12 protein-coding genes are annotated in these 18,553 nt (G+C 47.1%); 3 read left to right on the plus strand and 9 right to left on the minus strand.

All coding sequences use genetic code 11. The features are described from left to right. Positions 1-12: 12 nt before the first annotated feature. Positions 13-1,017, plus strand: coding sequence for an NADP-dependent oxidoreductase (locus L3C95_RS15540; RefSeq protein WP_236388925.1), 1,005 nt, complete (start codon positions 13-15; stop codon positions 1,015-1,017). 75 nt (positions 1,018-1,092) lie between these two features. Here the strand turns inward: L3C95_RS15540 and L3C95_RS15545 are convergent, their stop codons facing one another. The 4 genes from L3C95_RS15545 to L3C95_RS15560 form a co-directional block, all read right to left on the minus strand. Next, positions 1,093-2,214, minus strand: coding sequence for a glycoside hydrolase family 76 protein (locus L3C95_RS15545; RefSeq protein WP_236388926.1), 1,122 nt, complete (start codon positions 2,212-2,214; stop codon positions 1,093-1,095). A gap of 34 nt (positions 2,215-2,248) precedes the next feature. Then, positions 2,249-4,045, minus strand: a complete 1,797-nt coding sequence (locus tag L3C95_RS15550) for a RagB/SusD family nutrient uptake outer membrane protein (RefSeq protein ID WP_236388927.1) — start codon at positions 4,043-4,045, stop codon at positions 2,249-2,251. A gap of 17 nt (positions 4,046-4,062) precedes the next feature. Then, positions 4,063-7,443: a SusC/RagA family TonB-linked outer membrane protein gene (locus tag L3C95_RS15555; protein WP_236388928.1), complete on the minus strand. Its 3,381-nt coding sequence runs from the start codon at positions 7,441-7,443 to the stop codon at positions 4,063-4,065. A 116-nt stretch (positions 7,444-7,559) separates the two neighbouring features. Continuing rightward, positions 7,560-8,489 carry a FecR family protein gene (locus tag L3C95_RS15560; protein ID WP_236388929.1) on the minus strand — a complete coding sequence of 310 codons (930 nt, stop codon included), beginning with the start codon at positions 8,487-8,489 and terminating at the stop codon, positions 7,560-7,562. A 542-nt stretch (positions 8,490-9,031) separates the two neighbouring features. On the opposite strand from L3C95_RS15560, the gene L3C95_RS15565 reads away from it, so the two are divergent. Continuing rightward, positions 9,032-9,691 carry an SMI1/KNR4 family protein gene (locus L3C95_RS15565; RefSeq protein WP_236388930.1) on the plus strand — a complete coding sequence of 220 codons (660 nt, stop codon included), beginning with the start codon at positions 9,032-9,034 and terminating at the stop codon, positions 9,689-9,691. 63 nt (positions 9,692-9,754) lie between these two features. Here L3C95_RS15565 and L3C95_RS15570 read toward each other — a convergent pair whose 3' ends face one another. Beyond that, positions 9,755-10,111 (minus strand): winged helix-turn-helix transcriptional regulator, encoded by a 357-nt coding sequence (locus L3C95_RS15570; protein WP_236388931.1) that lies wholly within the window; start codon positions 10,109-10,111, stop codon positions 9,755-9,757. Between the two features lie 124 nt (positions 10,112-10,235). On the opposite strand from L3C95_RS15570, the gene L3C95_RS15575 reads away from it, so the two are divergent. Then, entirely contained in the window at positions 10,236-10,994 is a 759-nt protein-coding gene (locus tag L3C95_RS15575) for an SDR family NAD(P)-dependent oxidoreductase (RefSeq protein ID WP_236388932.1), read from the plus strand. Positions 10,995-11,164: 170 nt separating this feature from the next. On the opposite strand, the gene L3C95_RS15580 is transcribed toward L3C95_RS15575, so the two are convergent. The 4 genes from L3C95_RS15580 to L3C95_RS15595 all read right to left on the minus strand — a co-directional run bounded on the left by L3C95_RS15580 (position 11,165) and on the right by L3C95_RS15595 (position 18,517). Next, a complete protein-coding gene (locus L3C95_RS15580) occupies positions 11,165-11,755 on the minus strand; it encodes an NAD(P)H-dependent oxidoreductase (RefSeq protein WP_236388933.1) in 591 nt (196 codons plus the stop codon). Between the two features lie 78 nt (positions 11,756-11,833). After that, a complete protein-coding gene (locus tag L3C95_RS15585; protein WP_236388934.1) occupies positions 11,834-12,388 on the minus strand; it encodes a Crp/Fnr family transcriptional regulator in 555 nt (184 codons plus the stop codon). A 79-nt stretch (positions 12,389-12,467) separates the two neighbouring features. Next, positions 12,468-12,896: an EthD family reductase gene (locus tag L3C95_RS15590; RefSeq protein WP_236388935.1), complete on the minus strand. Its 429-nt coding sequence runs from the start codon at positions 12,894-12,896 to the stop codon at positions 12,468-12,470. 173 nt (positions 12,897-13,069) lie between these two features. Next, the gene (locus L3C95_RS15595; RefSeq protein ID WP_236388936.1) at positions 13,070-18,517 is read right to left on the minus strand and encodes an Ig-like domain-containing protein; all 5,448 of its coding nucleotides are present in this window, start codon (positions 18,515-18,517) and stop codon (positions 13,070-13,072) included. Between the last annotated feature and the right edge of the window lie 36 nt (positions 18,518-18,553).

The raw sequence follows: 18,553 nt of genomic DNA on the forward strand, positions 1-18,553 counted from the left end.
ATAAGACAAGACATGAAAGCGATCACACTCAGGCAGTTCGGCACTACCGACAATTTCTTCTTTACAGAAACTGACACCCCGGCAATCAACGATAACGATGTACTGGTAAAGATATATTCTACCGCCTTCAATCCCATCGACTACCAGATGAGGATAGGCGCCAATGAAAGTAAACGCATGCACTCACATATCCTGGGAAGGGAATTCTCCGGTGTTATTGTCCAGAAAGGCAAATCTGTGAAAGATCTTGAGATCGGAGACAACGTGTATTGTGCCTCCGGCAGTATGGGATCAAACGGCACCTATGCTGAATATATCAGTGTCCCCCAGCAGATCCTTGCCAGGATGCCAGCCAATATCAGCTTCGATCAGGCGGCAGCACTCCCCATCAGTGCCCTGACCGCCATGCAATGCTGCAACCGGCTCAAAATATCCCCCGAAGAATCCGTCTTCATCAGCGGAGGCGCCGGTGGTGTAGGATTAGTACTGATCAAGATCCTGCTTTCCCATGGCATCAACAAGATCATCACCACCGCCGGTAACCCCGGTAGCAAACAGGAACTGATCAATGCCGGCCTCAGATACGATCAGATCGTCAACTATAAAGCAGCTAATGCCATTCCCCTCATTATCCAGGCAAATGGTAACCAGTTGTTTGACTACTGTATAGACCTGGTAGGCAGGCAGATGTCTGAACTCTGCAGTAATATTGTACGATTGAACGGCACCTATGTAGACGTGACCGCATTCACCACAGAAGAGGCCCGGGAGAATCTGTTCAATATCGGAGCTGTAGTGGTTCATATCTCGAACTACGCCTATAGCCTGAAAGGCAATTTCTCCTATTATGGCGACCTGTTAAAACGGGTCACAGCCCTGGTGGAAAAAGGCATCATCAGCCCCTCTCCCATCCAGGTAATCGGCGATTTCGAACTGGAAACCGTCAAAAAGGCACATACGCTCATGGAAACAAACCAGACGAAAGGCCATAAACTGATCATGCGCATCACCGAATAAAAAAGGGTGTACCAACAAGCCGTGGAGCTGGCCGGTTGATACACCCTGGAATTAGTATGGCTGGATATGGATAGGCTATTTTTCCGGCGGACAAACCTGCATCAGTTCTACTGCGCTGCTGGCCTCATATGATTGCACAATGCCGGAAGGACATGTCACCTTGTAATTCCGGTACGTGATCCCTCTCGTAGCATCCCGGTTTCCCCAGGCCATATTGATATTCTTCCGGAGCCATGGCAGGTATTGCTGCTGCCCTGCATCCTTCACCAATGTCATAATGTAGTGACCGAAAATAGCCTTCAGAACGCCCTGCTCATTCCAGTCGCCTTCTGCCGGCAGAATACCATCGGCATCACACATCTTCTGCTGTGTATAATCAGCTGCCTTCTTTGCATTGTCCAGGTAGGACTGCTGACCGGTAGCCTTGTACAACATCACGGCAGCACCAATAAAAGTGCCCTGATTATAGGTATAATCAGAAAATCCTTTATTGCCTTTGATGTTATTATCTGCCGCCCTGCCGGTAGTACTGTCAGTCAGGTTCACCAGCGACCAGCTATAGATGTCTTTCGCCTTGTTCAGGTAAGCGGTATCTTTTGTAATGTTATACAAGGTCATAGCGGCAATCACTGTCGGAAAGTTGATACAGGAGTTCTTGCCGGTATGATTGAAGTCCCACCACATACCACCGCCTGCAGGATCGTATGATTCTTTATAGACATAGTGAAACCCCTGTATGGACCTGTTCAGGTACTCCTGGTTGCCAGTGATCTCATGTGCCCTGGCCAGGGAGATGATCCACCACATCATATCATCATAAATAAACCATACCACTTTGTTACCCCAGTTATACTTATCATATCGGTTATAACCACCCTGGTACAGGTCTTCTATCATCTTGCGGTGAGCCGCGTCGCCGGTACGCTTATAGGTATCCATGATCAGGTCCCAGTATACCGCCTGTGTCCAGATAGCGCCTATATCCTTCCTTTCTGTATTGGAATAATACAGCTTATCTGTCGTGCTGTAGAAATACTGGTTGAAGGTGTTAAAAGCAGCAGTAGCATCTTTCGATGTAAAAGATACCGGAGGCAATACCGGTGGCTCCTGAGTTCCCCCGCCCGGTGTATTGCTTTTACCGCAGGATATACTGGCCAGCAGTACCGCAATCGTCAGAAAACAACGTAATTTATTCATCACAAAAACAAGTTGGTGTCAGTTAATAAAGTTATTACCATCCGGGGTTCTGGACAAGCTGCTTGTCATTATTTACATCGTTGGATGGTATCGGGAAAAAGTAATGACGCTTGTTGAACACCCTCGTCTCAAAAGGCACCACCTTGAGAAACTCCGGCATGTCAGCACTGATATTCAGTCCGTACATAGGTCCGTTCTGGGTTTGCTCTCCTATTTTCCAGCGGCGCACATCAAAGAAGCGGTTATTTTCGAATGCCAGCTCTATCCTTCTCTCTTTACGGATAGCCTCACGCATGGCATCCTGCCCCTGCGGAACAGCTAATCCTTCCGTTCCATATTGTGGTATACCCGCTCTTTCACGGATCAGGTTCAGGTATTTCAGTGCATCAGGATTTGCGGGATCAGCTTCATTCACACACTCTGCATAACTCAGGTAGATCTCAGCCAGGCGTATCAGTATCACGGTACGGTTGGAGATATCCCATGCGCCCAGTCCCATTGCCTTACGCACAATGTAACCGGTCGGGGAATAGTCGCCGCCACCTGTTTGTTTACCGGAATTACCTGTATTGTAAAGACGTGTGGTGATCTCACCGAATGATCTGTTCAACCAGGTACTGCCATCAAATGTAATATTCACATAGAAACGTGGCTCTCTGTTCACCCATTGGTTATAGATCTCTTTTTCATGCGTATCGTTCGGTGGCTGGAACATCGAAGTTCCTTCCTTCACGTAACCGGATAAAGGATCATCTATACTTCTGCCATTCTTCATAAAGAAAGCATCCACCATGTTCTGTGTAGCACCTAAGCCGCCGCTGCCTCTTACATCGCGGGAACTGGCGCCGTTGTGATAAGGCGTCAGCTCATATTGTCTCGGACTGATAGAGCTGCCTGTTCTGGCGAAGATCACCTCCTTGTTCCAGTCAGTCAGTATTACGTCACGACAGGACAGATAAGGATCGTAATTGCCGTTCGCATCATTTTTCCTGAACAGGTCATAAGTGCCGGGTACAAACGTGGAAAGAAAGGCCCTATAAGCTTCTGCTGCTTTTGTCCATTTATTGGCGTCAAAAGTCTGGCTGATCAGGTGTTTACCGTCTTTGTTGACCATGTCAGCAAAGTCGGTGTTACCGTTGTACAGGGGACTGGCGGCATACATCATGGCATTCGCGCGAAAAGCCAGGGCAACACCCTTTGTAATACGCCCGTATTCTTCATCATTCCTGGGTATTACCGGAAGGTCTTCCGCTGCCTTTTCCAGTTCAGCAGCCACATACTCCACACACTCATCAAAGGAATTACGCGGTAATTGCAGGTCTGCATCCACAGCGGGCGCTTTCTCTCCCAGGATGATCACCGGTCCGTAGATACGCATCAGATAGAAATAATACATGGCTCTCAGCGCTCGTGCTTCCGCTTTGTATTGTTTAATAAGGTCTGGCGACAGATCTGTGATCGCGTCTGCATTTTCCATAAATACACTGGCACTGCGGATACCCCGATAAAAGTTACGCCAGTAGTCGCCCACGAAACCGGAGTTAGCATCCCAGTTGCCGATGTTCACGTCATTGGATTGTACAAAACCCCATACGAAGTCCGCTTCATCACAACCACCGGTCCACAGACCGCGATTGCTTTCAGAACCGGGATTGCGCTGCCCGAATTCATCCGGTACACTGCGGTACACATCTGCAAGGAAGCGCTGCGCCGTACCCCACGTCCTGAAGGTTTCATCTAAGGTCAGCCTGTCGTCCGGCACCTGATCGAGATACTTTGAACAGGAGGACGCGAGTACTATAACGAGGAATAGATATAATAGCTTTTTCATCATCATTACTTGTAGCATTAAAATTTCAGGTTCATACCGAGAGAAATGGTCCTGATGTTAGGATACCTGGAACCATTATCTGTATTGAGCTCAGGATCCCACAGCTTGAACTTACTGAAGGTAAACAGGTTGATGCCCTGCACATAAACAGACGCATTGCGGATACCTGTTCTGTTCAACCAGGTAGTAGGCAGGTTATACGCCAGCTGTGCGGATTTCAGTCGCAGGAAACTGACGTCTTTTACCCACCAGGAGCTGGCCTGTGTATTGTTTTTATTCTCTGCCTCTCCATATGCCAGTCTGGGATAGAATGCATCGGGGTTGGGATTATCCACCGTCCACCTGTCTTCCGCAATAGCATATGCGTTGGTGAGACCGCCACCACCATTGAATGGTATGATAGCCGATCCTGCCAGCATTCTATCTGCATCGGAAATACCCTGGAACAGCAGTCCGAAATTGAATCCTTTATATCCCAGGTCGAAGCCGAATCCATATACGGTCGTTGGCAGATCGCCACGGCCTATTTTGGTCACATCATAGCTGTTGATGATACCGTCGCCGTTCAGGTCTTTATACTTGATATCACCGGGTTTCACTTTGGACTTATCGCCTGGTACAGCACTCTTGTTCACTTCGTCCTCACTGCCAAACAAGCCTTCAGCGATGTATCCATAGCGGGCAAGCACATTATTGCCCCTGTGCTCCATCCATGGGTAAGTCTGCGGTGGGCGGTCGTCTTCTATCACCACGTCTTTCGTATAAGTGATATTACCTCTCAGTCTTACGTCAACCGCGCCGATCCGGGTACTATATTCAAGTGAAGCGTCAAAGCCTTTATTATCCACGATACCCAGGTTAGCAAACTGCTGGTTCTGCAAGCCCATAAAATCTACGTTGGAGGCCCTTTGCAGGAAGATACCGGTACGGTGTTCTTTAAAGAGATCTACGATCACTGACAGGCGGTCTTTCAATGTGCGGAACTCGATACCCAGGTCCTGTTTGTTGGATACAGACCATTTTACATTCGTAGCATAACGGTTGATGTTGATCCCGCCGAGTTCATTAAATGTCTTTCCATATTTATAAGCACGATCGTAAGTGCTCAGGTTCGTGATGTACAGGAAACGTTCTCTCGCACTACCCAAACCAGTATTACCATTGGAATAGCGGAATTTCAGGAACGTAATAGCGTTCTTCAGTGGTGCAAAGAATTTCTCTTCAGAAATGATCCAGCCCACACCTACAGCGGGGAAGAATCCAAAGCGGTTACCGGGTGCAAACAGTTCAGAACCGTTATAACCGGCATTCACTTCCAGGAAATATTTATCTGAATAGGAATAAGCTACCCTGCCCGCAAAACCCAATGATCTTTCAGGGATGGAGCTGATAAAATCTCCCGCCAGCGCATTCGTTCTGTCGCTGGAATAGAACAGCGCCAGTCCGCCAAAGCGGTGTTTACCAAAACTCCTGTCGTAATTCAGAGAAGCCTCTGTATAAAATTTACGGCTGGTCTGCCTGTCGTTGGAATTATTATCAAATCCGAGGTAAGCATTTCCCGTATATGTTTTCACCAGATTCAGCGTACCATCCGGTTTGTAAGGCATGCTCTGATCAGGATAATAGGTATCCTCTCTCTTGGAACGGGTAATATAGTTCTGGTTGTATGTATCAAACGCAAACATCACGCTCGCGGTCAGTCCCTTGGTCAATGCATCCAGCTCCTGTGTGGCCCTCAGATTGGAGAACAGCTGATTGCGGAACTCATTACGGTAGCCCCTGCGGGTCAGGTCAGCATATGGATTGCGGAAGCCACCGTTGGATGACTGTCCGGGCACCAGGCCACCGGGATACATGATAGGATAGGCCACGGGTGCGGCATCCATCGCGCTCTGGAAGATATCGGCAGAATTGATTCCGGGATAATTACCATTGGAAAAATATCCCTGTAAACCGACATCCAGTTTGGTGCTTTTTGTAACACGCAGATTGAGGTTGCTGGTGAAGTTGTACCGGTTATATTTCATGGATGAATTATACTTCGCCAGATCGTCTGTTTTCATGAAGCCTGACTCACTGAAATAACCCAGGGATACATAATATTGTGCGTTCTCAACACCACCGCTGGCGTTCAGGTTAGTGCTGCGGGTATGCCCGTATTTATTGAATACAGCGTCCATCCAGTCTACATTAGGATACAGCAAAGGATCGGTACCGTTCTTAGTATTCTGGATATATTCCTGCGTATATTTCGGGTTCTGGTTCCGGGTGGTCAATGCTTCATTGGCCAGGTTCATATAGGAGATACCATCGAGCATTTCAGGACGGCGCACAAATGTATTCACGCCCTCATTATAATCCAGGTAGATCTGTGGCTTACCTACCTTACCCGTCTTCGTTTTCACCAGTATCACACCATTGGCGCCACGTACGCCATATACAGCGGTACCGGCAGCGTCTTTCAGTACGGTGAAAGACTCAATATCTTCCGGTGAGATGTTATTGATAGAACGTTCTACCCCATCCACCAGGATCAATGGGCCAGAGCTGTTTCCATCACCGAAGGTGGAGATGCCCCGGATCCAGATATCGGCGCTTCCCTTACCCGGTTCGCCGGAACGTTGTACACCTACCACACCGGCGATACGGCCTGCCAGCATGGTTGTGATATCTGCAGCCGGTTGTTTGAATTCTGTTACCTTCACAGTAGACTGTGCACCTACCAGGCTTACTTTACGCTGTGTACCAAAACCCACTACTGCTACTTCACCGAGCGACTTGCTGGCAACTTTCATGCGTATATTCAGGCTCGTCTGCTTACCTACTGTTTCGATGACGGTCTCATAACCGATGAAGCTGAAAGCCAGTACGGCATCGGCCGATTGTACGATCAGTTTGAACTTACCGTCATTGCCGGTGGAGGTCATGGTACTGGATCCACGTACCGCTACGCTCACACCGGGCATAGGAGTACCTGTTTCATCCAGCACGATACCGGATACTACAATGTCCTCTCTCCCCGCTTTCACTGCTGTAGGCGTAGTATTGCCGGCAGCAGCCTTACTGATCACAACAATGTTGTTAACCTCTGCAAACTCCAGCTGTTTGTTGCGGAGTAACTGTTCCAGTACTACATCCAGTCGCTCGTTGGAGAAAGAGCAGTCCCGGATGGGAAAAGAGCGTAACAGTTGTTTGTCATAGGCAAAAGTAACTTTCGTGGACGAGTGCAGCTCTTGTATGGCTGACTCCAATGATCCGCTTTTCAGACGGATAGTGACATTGGTCTCTTTCAGGATCTGTCCCTTACCTGCATATACCGGCAGGAAAAGGGAAGCTCCCATCAGGAGAAGAACGGCAAACAATAGCCGTCTTCTGAAGGTCGTGGCAATTTTTTTCATACGTAGTTTAGGCGTTAAGATGTACGTTAGTGGAACTTCCGTGACATTGGTTGATCAGTGTTTTCTTGTGCTTGTGTTAGTCCGTTGGTTTGTCTGTTTCTATTAGTCTGTTGGTTTTATTCAAAGAGTGTGACCACGTGGCCGGTCACTTCGATCTTCAGGTTGTGGATAGCAGCCAGTACCTCCGCGGCTTTTACAGGGTCCATAGTAGTTGACAATTCAGTGGTGTACCTCGTCTCCCTGATCTTTACCTGTGAGGTAGTCAGTGTAAGACCAAAGTTCTTCTGCATCAGCACCACCATATCTCCAAAGGAGGCATCGTTCAGCACCATAGTTCCTTCCCGCCATTCCAGCAGGCTTTTGTCGATGGCATCTATCGTGGTATTGTTTTTCGTCCGGTCATAGGTCAGGGTCTGGTCCTTCACGAGTACATCCGCAGTACTACCGGTTTTCTGCACACTTACCTTACCGTCTGTCACGGCGATGCTCATCCTGTTCACTTCTTTATAAGCAGTTACATTGAAAGAAGTACCCAGCACAGTAGTGGTCAACGGGCCGCTTTCCACGATAAAAGGAACAGCAGGATTGCCCTTTACGTCAAAAAAGACTTCCCCATCAACGATATCCAGCCGGCGTTCCTTGCCCATGTCTTTAGGTATGCGGACAATAGAACCTGCGTTCAGGGTAAGTTGTGAGCCATCTGCCAGCTGTATGGTCTTCCTTTCGCCCACGGCGGTGGTTACTTCTGTATACGCCGGGGTGCTGGTGTTTACCAGGTAATAGGTCAGTCCTCCGGCTAATAGCAGGACCGCTGCCGCGGCGGCAGCCCAGCTTCTCTTTAAATAATGGACTTTCTTCCTTTCCAGTTCCGGGCGGATGTTCTGCCAGATCTCCAGGCGGATGGCTTCTTCCTCCTCCCTACTGAGTGGGGCAACACGCTCATTGTCAAATGATTGATACCAGTGATCGATGGTGCTAGTCTCTTTTTCCCCGGTTTGTCCCAAGAGGTATTGCCGGAAGATTCGCTTAAGTTTATCAGTTTCCAAAGTGGACGTTTTATAAGCTTATCCGGGAAATGGGGGTTTGGTACTAGAGGGTGGGAAAAAAAATTTTGGGGATCTTATCGAGTGGAGTTGAGAGGGGTTTTAATGAATTATCCGTATAGTCATTAAATCTTTAATGAGTTCCAGCCCAGTTGGGTACAGTAGCGAAAAACTGCCCCTAAACATAATGATAGCTGATACCCTAATGGATGACAAGATATCTGGCGAACTGCAGCTCCGCTCTTAGTCTTTGTTCACGTATCCATGCTCACGATGCTTAAATAAAAGATAACTGCTTCGTGCCAGCAGCTGTTTAACGCTTGCTAGTCTCAACTAGAATTTAAAAGAGTTGTTTAGTTAAAATGCATAATACGGTAGTCGCGGTGAAAAATGAACACGTTTATTTCCTTATATTGCGTAGTTATACTTAAGCCTAAAATATGCTTTCCGAAGATCGACCGATTTTTCCTTGAGCACCCGCGTGATCCCAGGAACACTCTTATCAACAAACAAACTCAAACAAGCATACCAACTATACAAGCAAAATGTGGTACTCAAAATATACTTTCTTCGACAAAGAAGAAGGGCTAAAGGACGAAATCCCCGATAATTATTTTCTTCAACCATACTCTGAAGAAGAGTTTAACATTATTTCTGATTATACGGAGGGGAAAACAGTAACTGATTTTCAGATTCCGCCTTATTTACAATTGCCTGAAGAATACAAGCAATTATTAGAATATTCAAACGGTGGTGGCATAATAAACGGCGAAAGAGAATTCGGATTTTTCAGTCCCGAAGGGATCAGAGAAAAGTATATTGCATACGGCTTCTTGATTTGGGCTCCTGATTTTTTACCGATCGCTTTTAATGGAGGGGGTAAATTTTACGTCTATGATTTCAGAAACCTTCAAAACAGTCCCTCAGTTCTTCTTGTGCCGGCAGGGAGTATTGAAGATGATGAGAGTTGTGCATTTTTAGGCAATACACTTGATGAAGTATTAAGTAAAACTACAAATGTGGAAGATGAACTTGACAAACTTTATCCTCAAAAAGAGTTATCAGAAGCAGAGAAAGAAAGAATAAGCCTAAACGAACAGCTCCGCGATATCCAGCAAAAAAGGCAATCAGGAGCAATAGACCTAAAAACGTTTTTAAAAACCAAACAAGACATAGAATTCCAGATGAAAAAGCTGGAGTTGTAAATCGCGACCCGGTAGTGTAAAAAGCTATAAAGCAAGGAAATCGCAATCCTGATGATTGCCCTGTTAACCTTGTTCACCTGGTCTTTGCTTGCTCTGGTTATTTACCTTCTGCTTCAGGTGCACCGCCCATTCATTGATCTGGTTAAGCACAGGCTTTAATGTAAGGCCATCTTCCGTCAGGCTGTATTCCACTGTAATTGGTACGGTGTTAAAGGTTTGCCGGTATACGATTCCCGCTGCTTCCAGGTCTTTCAACTCCTTGATAAGCATTTTTGGTGAAATGCTGCCTATTTCCCGCTCCAGTTCCTTAAACCGTTTCTTGCCGAAATACAGGATGGAAAGGATATGTATTTTCCATTTTCCACCCAAAACCTGTAAAATAAATTGTAGTGATTCCAGATTCGGCAAACAATTTTCCATATTTTCTTTCAATTTAACTTGATGATTTTCAGCTACACTATCTTTTTGTAAATTAGAATACTATTTGGTAACTACTTTCAAAAATAAACCTTCCTCTGTACTTTGCTTCCTTAAATTTTAAATAATGCTAAAAGGTAGAACGATTTTAATCACGGGCGGCGGATCGGGCATTGGGGAGGCACTGGCAACTATTTTATCTGCGGAAAATAAAGTGATCATCAATGGAAGAAATGAGGAAAAACTTAAACGAGTTTCAGCAGCCGGCAAGCACATTTCCTATTATGTCGCAGACATATCAAAACCCGATGAAATAGACGGCTTATTTAAGCGCCTGAAGGCAGACAATATCGTTGTTGATGTGCTGATCAATAATGCCGGGGTAACGGAGCCTTATTATATCGACAAAAAGGCCATGACTTCATCGCAGATCTTTGAAAAAATAAACACGAACCTTTCCGGGGCTATCGCAGTTACGCAACAATTCATCGTGCAGGCAGATCGCGCTGCGAGCAATTTAATTGTGAATGTCTCTTCGGCAATTGTAGCTTTCCCGGCACCCAACCAGTTGTTATATTTCTCTTCTAAAAGCGGCTTAAACGCGTTTACCCGGCTCTTGAGATACCAATTAAAAGACACCAATTTTAAAGTCGTTGAAGTCCTGCCGCAAGGGGTAGATACCGAAATGTCTAGAGGCCTGGGATATACAGGGAAAGCTCCCATGCCGGCAGTCTATGCACGAGAAGTCATACGTAGTATAAATAAAGGTAAAACGGAGCATGCGTTCGCTGGCTACACACCGGCCAGGCTGTTTAATGCGTTGATACCGAATGCCACTTTGCGACTGGTCGATAAAATATCCCAAAAACTGTTTAAGCACGAGTAATAAATGGTTTAGGGGTTAAGCGGGATCACCCCAACCCGACTTCTTGAGAATAGTCTCAAAAGGTCGGGTTGTCTTGTTTGTAAGAAGTGCCTGTCGACTCTGAACGAACCTGAATTAATGGATTTGTTCTTGTGGTTCGACGTTGATCATTTTCTTTTATGACCACTTATCTAGTTCATTCTCCCAAATCTCCTTTCGAGATCCTCCAGCCACTTTACCCTCTTATTCTGCCCTACCGATTTAACACGATTAAAGCTGATCCAGCTAAGATTCTTATATCCCATAGTTTTGAAAACACTTCTCAGCATTGCTTTCCTGATCAGATTTCCAATAAGTAAGGAATACATAATTTTCGGTTTATTCATCGTTGTGATAACGGTTACTCCTTTTAAATTCTCCCAAAGGGGCACCAATCCGAAGCCTCTTGGATGATGATCATAAGCAACCCCTGGAGTAAGGACCCTGTCGATAAATCCCTTGGTAGTTGCAGGCATTAAGTCCCACCAGATAGGAAATATAAAAACAAGGTGGTTAGCTTCCTTCAGCCGCTTATTATAGTCTATTACCTGCGGGTCAACGGCTCTGTGTTCAACAAAGCCTTTAAGGTCTGCCTTAGACATAACCGGATTAAAACCGTCATTGTCCAGATGCATAAGGTCCACTTCGTGACCTGCTGTTTTAAGCCCTTTTGTTACTGCATTTAGAATCGCGTTTGCATAACTTCCCTCATAGGGATGGTTAAATACGACTACCACTCTCATTTTACCTGGTTTATTTCCCAGCAAAACTAATCTACGCGATGGGTCCCGACGATAACATTTGTTATCAAATCCAGCAGACTATCTTTTTCCGGCTAGTTTACTTTTTATACGGCTGAGATGAACTTTCGTGATTCCCAGATACGAGGCAATATAATGTTGGGGAACACGCATAATGATATCCGGACGTTGCTGTAGAATCTGTTCATAACGTTGTTGAGGGCTATCTTTAATATGCGAAAGCAGTAGCTTTTGACAATCGATAAATCTCCTGAAGAGATGCCTCTCCATCTCCATTTTTATACCCGGGGAATTATCCAGTACAAATTCAAAATCTTTTTTGGAAAGAATCTTTATAATGCAAGGCTCTATACTTTCTATGCTATAGAGACTGGGCTCATTTGTTCTGAAACTTTCAACAGAGGAAACACCGTCTCCCTCGAAGAAAAACTGCGTGGTGATGTCGCTTCCGTCATTATTAAACCATGTGCGTAAGCAACCTTTCTCTATGAGATAGGCATTTTTTGAAATTTCGCCCTCCCGTAAAAGTATTGTTTTCGCAGGTACTTCCTGACGTTTAAAGAGGTGATTGTATTTATCCCAATCACTGGCTGCACCTATTGTTCCTTTGGCCATTTAACTATTAAGTAAAGTATATCTTCAAACAAATATACTAAATGCGTCCCGCAAAGGCTGGGGAGTATGAAAGTCTGCTTTATTTCACCACTTCACTCACCAGAATGACAGGAACGACGTTGGTATAGTTTACAAAATCTGCACGGATCGCATCTCTGTTCGGAGCAATAGCCGCCTGATATTCACTCAAGCTTTTTACATAAAATGTTCCGATAGCCATAAAAGGTAATGGTTGATTAGGCATACCGCTGGCAAGCCCTTTTTCAATGGTATATCTGACCAGATTTGACCCTAAATAACCCGCTACCATGGGCATGTGCTTCGTTTCATAGTACTCCATATTGAAGGTTTTACCTTCGGCATAAGGGTACATGATGCATATCTTAATCAATCCCTTTTCAGTGACATCGGTATTGTGTTCTTTGGATTTCCCGGGTTGCTTTTCCTGGCTAAATGCAGCAAAACAGATGGCTAAGAGCAAAAACGATAGAATTAGTTTGAACTTCATAACTGGTTAACTTTATGTGTAAGAAATGTAAGAATTTAATTGCAGTTTAGGAAATTCCGGGTAACTGAGTTGTCATCTAGCTGAAGATGATCACCACAGGGAAAGATTACAGCCCAAAAAGAAAAGCTGCCTCACTTACCATGAGACAGCTCCTCTCCTACTAATCTAACCACTTAATGTTTCACCACCTTCATCGTCTTACTTTGCCCCCCTTGCTTAAGATTAATATAATAAATACCAGGTTGCAGGTTCTGTCCAAGCTGGTAATAAGTACCGGCATTTATCCTCGTAGAATAAATAATGCTACCGGCATTATTAACAATACTAAGTACCGCTGGCGCTTTCGAAGCAGAAGTCATTCTTACATTAAACACACCATGGGAAGGATTCGGATATACTTCCGTTGTAAAATCCAGGTTGCCTTGTGTGTTTAATTTATTGCCGGCTACTGCGACGGTGTTCGTCACACCTTGCAGCGTATCTCCCGGCTGTAATGTCCGCACTTCAATACCCGCCACCGAGCCGCTATATGGATCATACAATCCTTTTTTAGGGTAAAAGAATACCTGTATCAAACCGGCATTGTCTGCTTTTGCCCTGATAGTTTTTATAACAGCGGTATTCAATTTGTTGCCCGCGGCCTGATAGATATTGAAGTTGATAAGGCTGTCCAGACCGTTGGTGGCTTTAATGCTAAATATCCTGTTATTCTTCTGCGCATTATCTGGCTCAACGAAATGCAGGCGGATGGTATAAACAGTATTAGGAGTGAGCCCACGCAGGTAATAACGCATCTGGGTTACATTGTCTTTGAATATACGTATATACTCATATACCTGCGGCGGAGCCGGATCAGTCACCTGAGAGACGTCTACAGGAGAGTTCACTTTTTGTACCCAGGTATAACCTGCATGCCAGAGCTTATCGGTACCAGTAGGCCCTTCCGGAACATATTGCGCAAAGGTGGTATTGGCATATGGACCAGGAGGTGTTTGCGTGGTGCCCGCGTTTATACCATAAACGGCCGATTGATTTGTCTTTAAAACTTCTATACAATAATCATCCAGCCATACGGTACCAAATCCTTCTTTAGCTACCCAGTAAGTCAGCCCTGTTGCGCTGTCAGGCACAGTGATGGTATCTCTTACCTGCGCCCAGTTGTCCCGGTAGGCCGCTACATTATACACCTCTTTTGAATAGTTGGCGTTACCTGTGGGAGCGCCCTGGCTGTTTATAAACCCAACGCCGTAGCCAGACCACCACGGATAGCCGGTAGCATCTTTCTCCACTTTCACCCAATTGGTAAATACAATAACACTACCTCCTCTTACAGGTATGGAACCCTGAATGTTCATGCCTGTCTTGTCTGTAGTGAAGCCCATTGTTACGGCTTTATCACCGGAATGGCCTTTGCCGCTAACTGTGTACACGGCGCCGACAAACGGCAAGTCCTTTTTAAAAGTGATCCAGTTAATCAGGTCGCTTTCGAAGCCATAGTTGGGTATGCCGCCGCAGGAGTCAAATGGCACAATGGTTACGGGCAGTGTAGCTGATACGCCCGATCCGTCTTGTGCATTGGCGGTGATGGTAGCTGTTCCCTGCCTGATCGCCGTAATGATCCCCGCAGTGTCAACGGTAGCCACTGTTGTGTTGGAGCTGGTCCAGGAAACCTTTTTGTTGGTAGTGTTTGCGGGCGAGAAAGTGTATGCCATCAACAATGTATCTCCCTCCCCAATGATCGCGGTGGATGGCTGCAACGTAAGCCCGGTGGCTAATACATCGGCCACATGCACATTGGCCTGCGCAAAGATTGTCGGATTTTCTGCAGATGCGGCTTTTATGATAACATCACCTTGTTTGATGCCAGTGATAATACCGGCACCGTTTACTTTAGCCAGCAGCGTGTCTGAAGTCGTCCATACCACCAGTTTATTGCTGGATTTCGCCGGTGCAACGGTGGCAGTCAGCTGAGTGGTCAATCCCACAAATACATTGGCCGACGACGTATTCAATGTTAATGATTGAACGGGCACATATATCACGTTATAGGTCTTGGTAGCCTTAAAGCCGCTTTCTGCGGAAGTTGCAGTGATAGTAACTGTTCCCGCCGATTTTCCTGTTACCACCCCATTCAGGTCTACAGTTGCAACAGCCGGATTGGAAGAAAGGTATGAGACATTCCGGTTGGTGGCGTTCAGCGGCGTAGTGGTCACCCGCAACGTATCAGTATAGCTCACATAAAGATTGCTGCTGTCTGAATGGATGCTGATCGCCTGAAGTGGAATGATACGTGCCTCAATGGCGGCGATGGAAGCGCTATAGACATCGCCTGCTTTCGGGTAGAACCAGACCTCTATCAGGCCTGAACTATTCGCTTTCGCTTCAAGTGTACGTGTTACAACGGTGTTCAGCTTATTGCCTGCGGCCTGGTAAACATTGAAATTGATCAGGCTATCGCCATTGTTGGCCTTTACACTGAAGATGCGATTAGCCTTATCGGCATCACTGGGTTCCAGAAAGTGCAGGCGTAGCACGTAGTTGGCGTTGGGAATAAGATTGCGCAGGTAATACCGCATCGGCGTGACATTGTTCCTGGACAAGCGCATGTATTCATACACCTGGCGGGGTGCAGGCGCTGTTACCTGGCTTAGGTCAACCGTGGCCGTGATACGGACGTTCCCGGTATATCCTGCGTGCCAAAGCCCGGCGGTGCCGCCCACCCCTTCGGGTACATACTGGCCGATGGTAGTATTCTGATACGGTGTTGCCGGATTACCTGTTGTTCCTGCGTTGATGGCCGTCACGATGGTGTTGACGATCAGCTGCACGGTCCTGCTGGCACCGCCGTCTGCAGCCGTAACGGTGAGGGTCGTGGTATCCAGCTTCAGACCTGTTATCACGCCGTTGGCATCTACGCTCGCCACGCTGGCGTCCGCCACTGTCCAGATAAGCGTTTTATTGGTAGTATTGGCGGGCGTTATGGTGGTAATGATCTGTTTAGGTGTATTCATGGTGCCGTAGACGACACTGTCTATCGCTATGCCGGTGGAGATGGTCGGCGGTATGACGACAATGGTGTGTGTGTCTGTTTTTCCTCCGTCGACCGACGTAACGGTGATCGTGGCATTACCGGCCTTCACACCGTTCACATTCCCGAAGGCGTCCACTTTGGCCACCGAGGTATCGGAAGAGCTCCAGGTAACGGAGGGATTCGTGGGATAAGTAGGTGTAAGCTTTACGTTCAGCTTAACCGAATATCCTTTTACAATCGTGTCTGACGCGGAATTGATTATTTCTACCGACTGAACGGGTCCTGCTACCGGAGTGCCGAAAAAGATACCGTTCCCGTGAGCAGAAATAAACATTCTTCCTTTGTTGTCCGCCGTAATATTCGGTGCTACACCCGGCAGCCTGTCTAAAATGGTGATCCATGTACGACCCGTATCGTCTGAACGGAAGGCGCCATAATGAATGCCATTAATCGGAAGCGCCTGACTGGTCACATACAAAGCCAGGTGCGCATTGGGTGTGGTATCGGACATAGCGGCTGCGATCCATTTGGGTTTAAAATTCTCGCCGCCTACCCTGGTGAATGTTTTGCCCGTATCTGTTGTATGATAGAGCGCGCTGTATTGCGGATATCCTTCATTGTGGTATGCGATCCATACATCACCTGTCTTCCCTGGTGTTACCTCAATATTAGAAGTAGTGGCATAAGCAGAGCCATTCGGATTGCTGCCTGCGTTGGCGGCAAGGCCCTCAGCAGCTGTCTTCACGAACGATTTTCCGCCATCTGAACTTACAAAGAATGAGCCGCGGTCCCAGACATAGAAATAATCGCCGTTCACCTTATCCGCTGCCAGATGGTTTTCTCCCGGATACAACATCCATTGCGGCCCGGCAGGTAAAATGCCGGAAGCAAGGCCGGTGGATTTGGTCCAATCGGCGCCAAGATTGTCCGACCAGTACACGTTACCTGGACTGTTGCCGTCCATTTGCGTCAGCCAGAGGATATTCCTTCGGTTAGCCGACACGGCTACACGCCCGCGTATGCCGGGCAACTTAGGAAATAGTGTGTAGGTGTCTCCACCATCGGTGGAATAACCCGCGCGTGATGCGCTGAGATTGTTATCTGCCGGACCGTCGCTACCCACACGTACAAGAAAATCCGGGTCCGTATACTGGAACGCGACCCCCTGCATGTTAAACGCTGAAAAGATGTTCGTGAACAGCGCCGTGCTGGAAACGGCGCCCTGCCTCAACGGCTCCGTAAGGGAACGGTGGTGAGCCCCACCAACATCCGCGGTAACCGTGAACAATTGATTCTTGCCGCTGGGGGGCGCCACCAGCGGACCGGTTACCATGATCTCTTCCAAACCCACTACGCGGATCTTCCAGTTAGCGGGGCTACCAAAGATATTATCCGTGGAAAGTACATCCAGCAGATCGTTGATCCATACGCGGTCCGGGTAAAAGGGATCCCAGGTAAATGCGATCGGGTTATGCCCGGGGGCGTTAAACGATAAGCCGTCATTCTTCGAATGTGGCGCTTCCGAATTATCGCGGCTGATCTTTCCTGGTGTGTAGGAGCCAGGGGCGCCACCATTCTTTGAAATAAAATAAGGATCCTTATTCCAGGTACCGCGGGTACCTACAACGATATAATCTGAATTGGCGGGGTTCACTGCGACTTTAGAAAAGTATCTGTCGGCTTTATTCGGATCGGGATCTGGCTCTAAAGTTACAGGGGAAACGTCCTGCCAGCCACCGTTCCTATACTTGTAAACGCCTTTAGGCAAATTCTCTGTTCCGGCAGACACATAAAGCGTTCCATCCGCATGGATCGTGGCCCGGTAGGGATGTGCAGGACTGTTGCTCATCAGCGAGAAAGAGCCGCCCCCATCTTCAGATGCATATACACCTGTTGACCGGCCTATATAGATTCTCCGGGTAACATTTTGCCCGTTGATGGCAACAGTACCGGAACTTTTATCGAAAAGAATAAAAGAGCAGTAGCCTGGCGTAGTGATGGCGCTTACCTGCGACCAGCTGCTGCCGGCGTCTTCCGATTTCAAGGCGCCATTCGAGTCTGTTACGACCCATACACGGTTGCTGTTGGCTGGATCAACCTGTATACGGTCGCCAAAAATCTGTGTATTGTTCGGATACACTACAATGGGCACACGCAGGTCCGTCCAGGTATCGCCCCTGTCGGTACTTTTCAGGATGGTGCCCATGTCCTTGTTCCCTTTGCCTGGCCCTGAACCTTCACTGTCCTGCACTGTGGCATAAAGGATGTTGCCGGTGGAGTCGTTGGGATCTACGCCAATGCTGCCGCAACGCTGGTGAAACTCCCAGTTCCAGTAAGTAACGGGTATTTTTTTGAACAGCATCAAATGCTCCCATTTCTGCAGGTTCTTATTCCATCGGTAAGGAGTGCCTACATCGGTGGTGATGAAATAAAGATCGGGCACCTTGGGATGTGCCACAAATGAAGGCAGCGCACCAGATCCGCCTATCCGGACCTGATTCCAGGTATACGTTTGCGCATTTACCTCCCGTGAAGCGGTCAGATAAAAGATGGTTAATAATAGGATGGAGTAGATCGTTTTCAAGTTCATAGTGGAATTTTTTAAGGTTTTTTTGGATGATCCTGG

The organism is Chitinophaga filiformis (assembly GCF_021646545.1).
Taxonomy (GTDB): domain Bacteria; phylum Bacteroidota; class Bacteroidia; order Chitinophagales; family Chitinophagaceae; genus Chitinophaga; species Chitinophaga filiformis_A.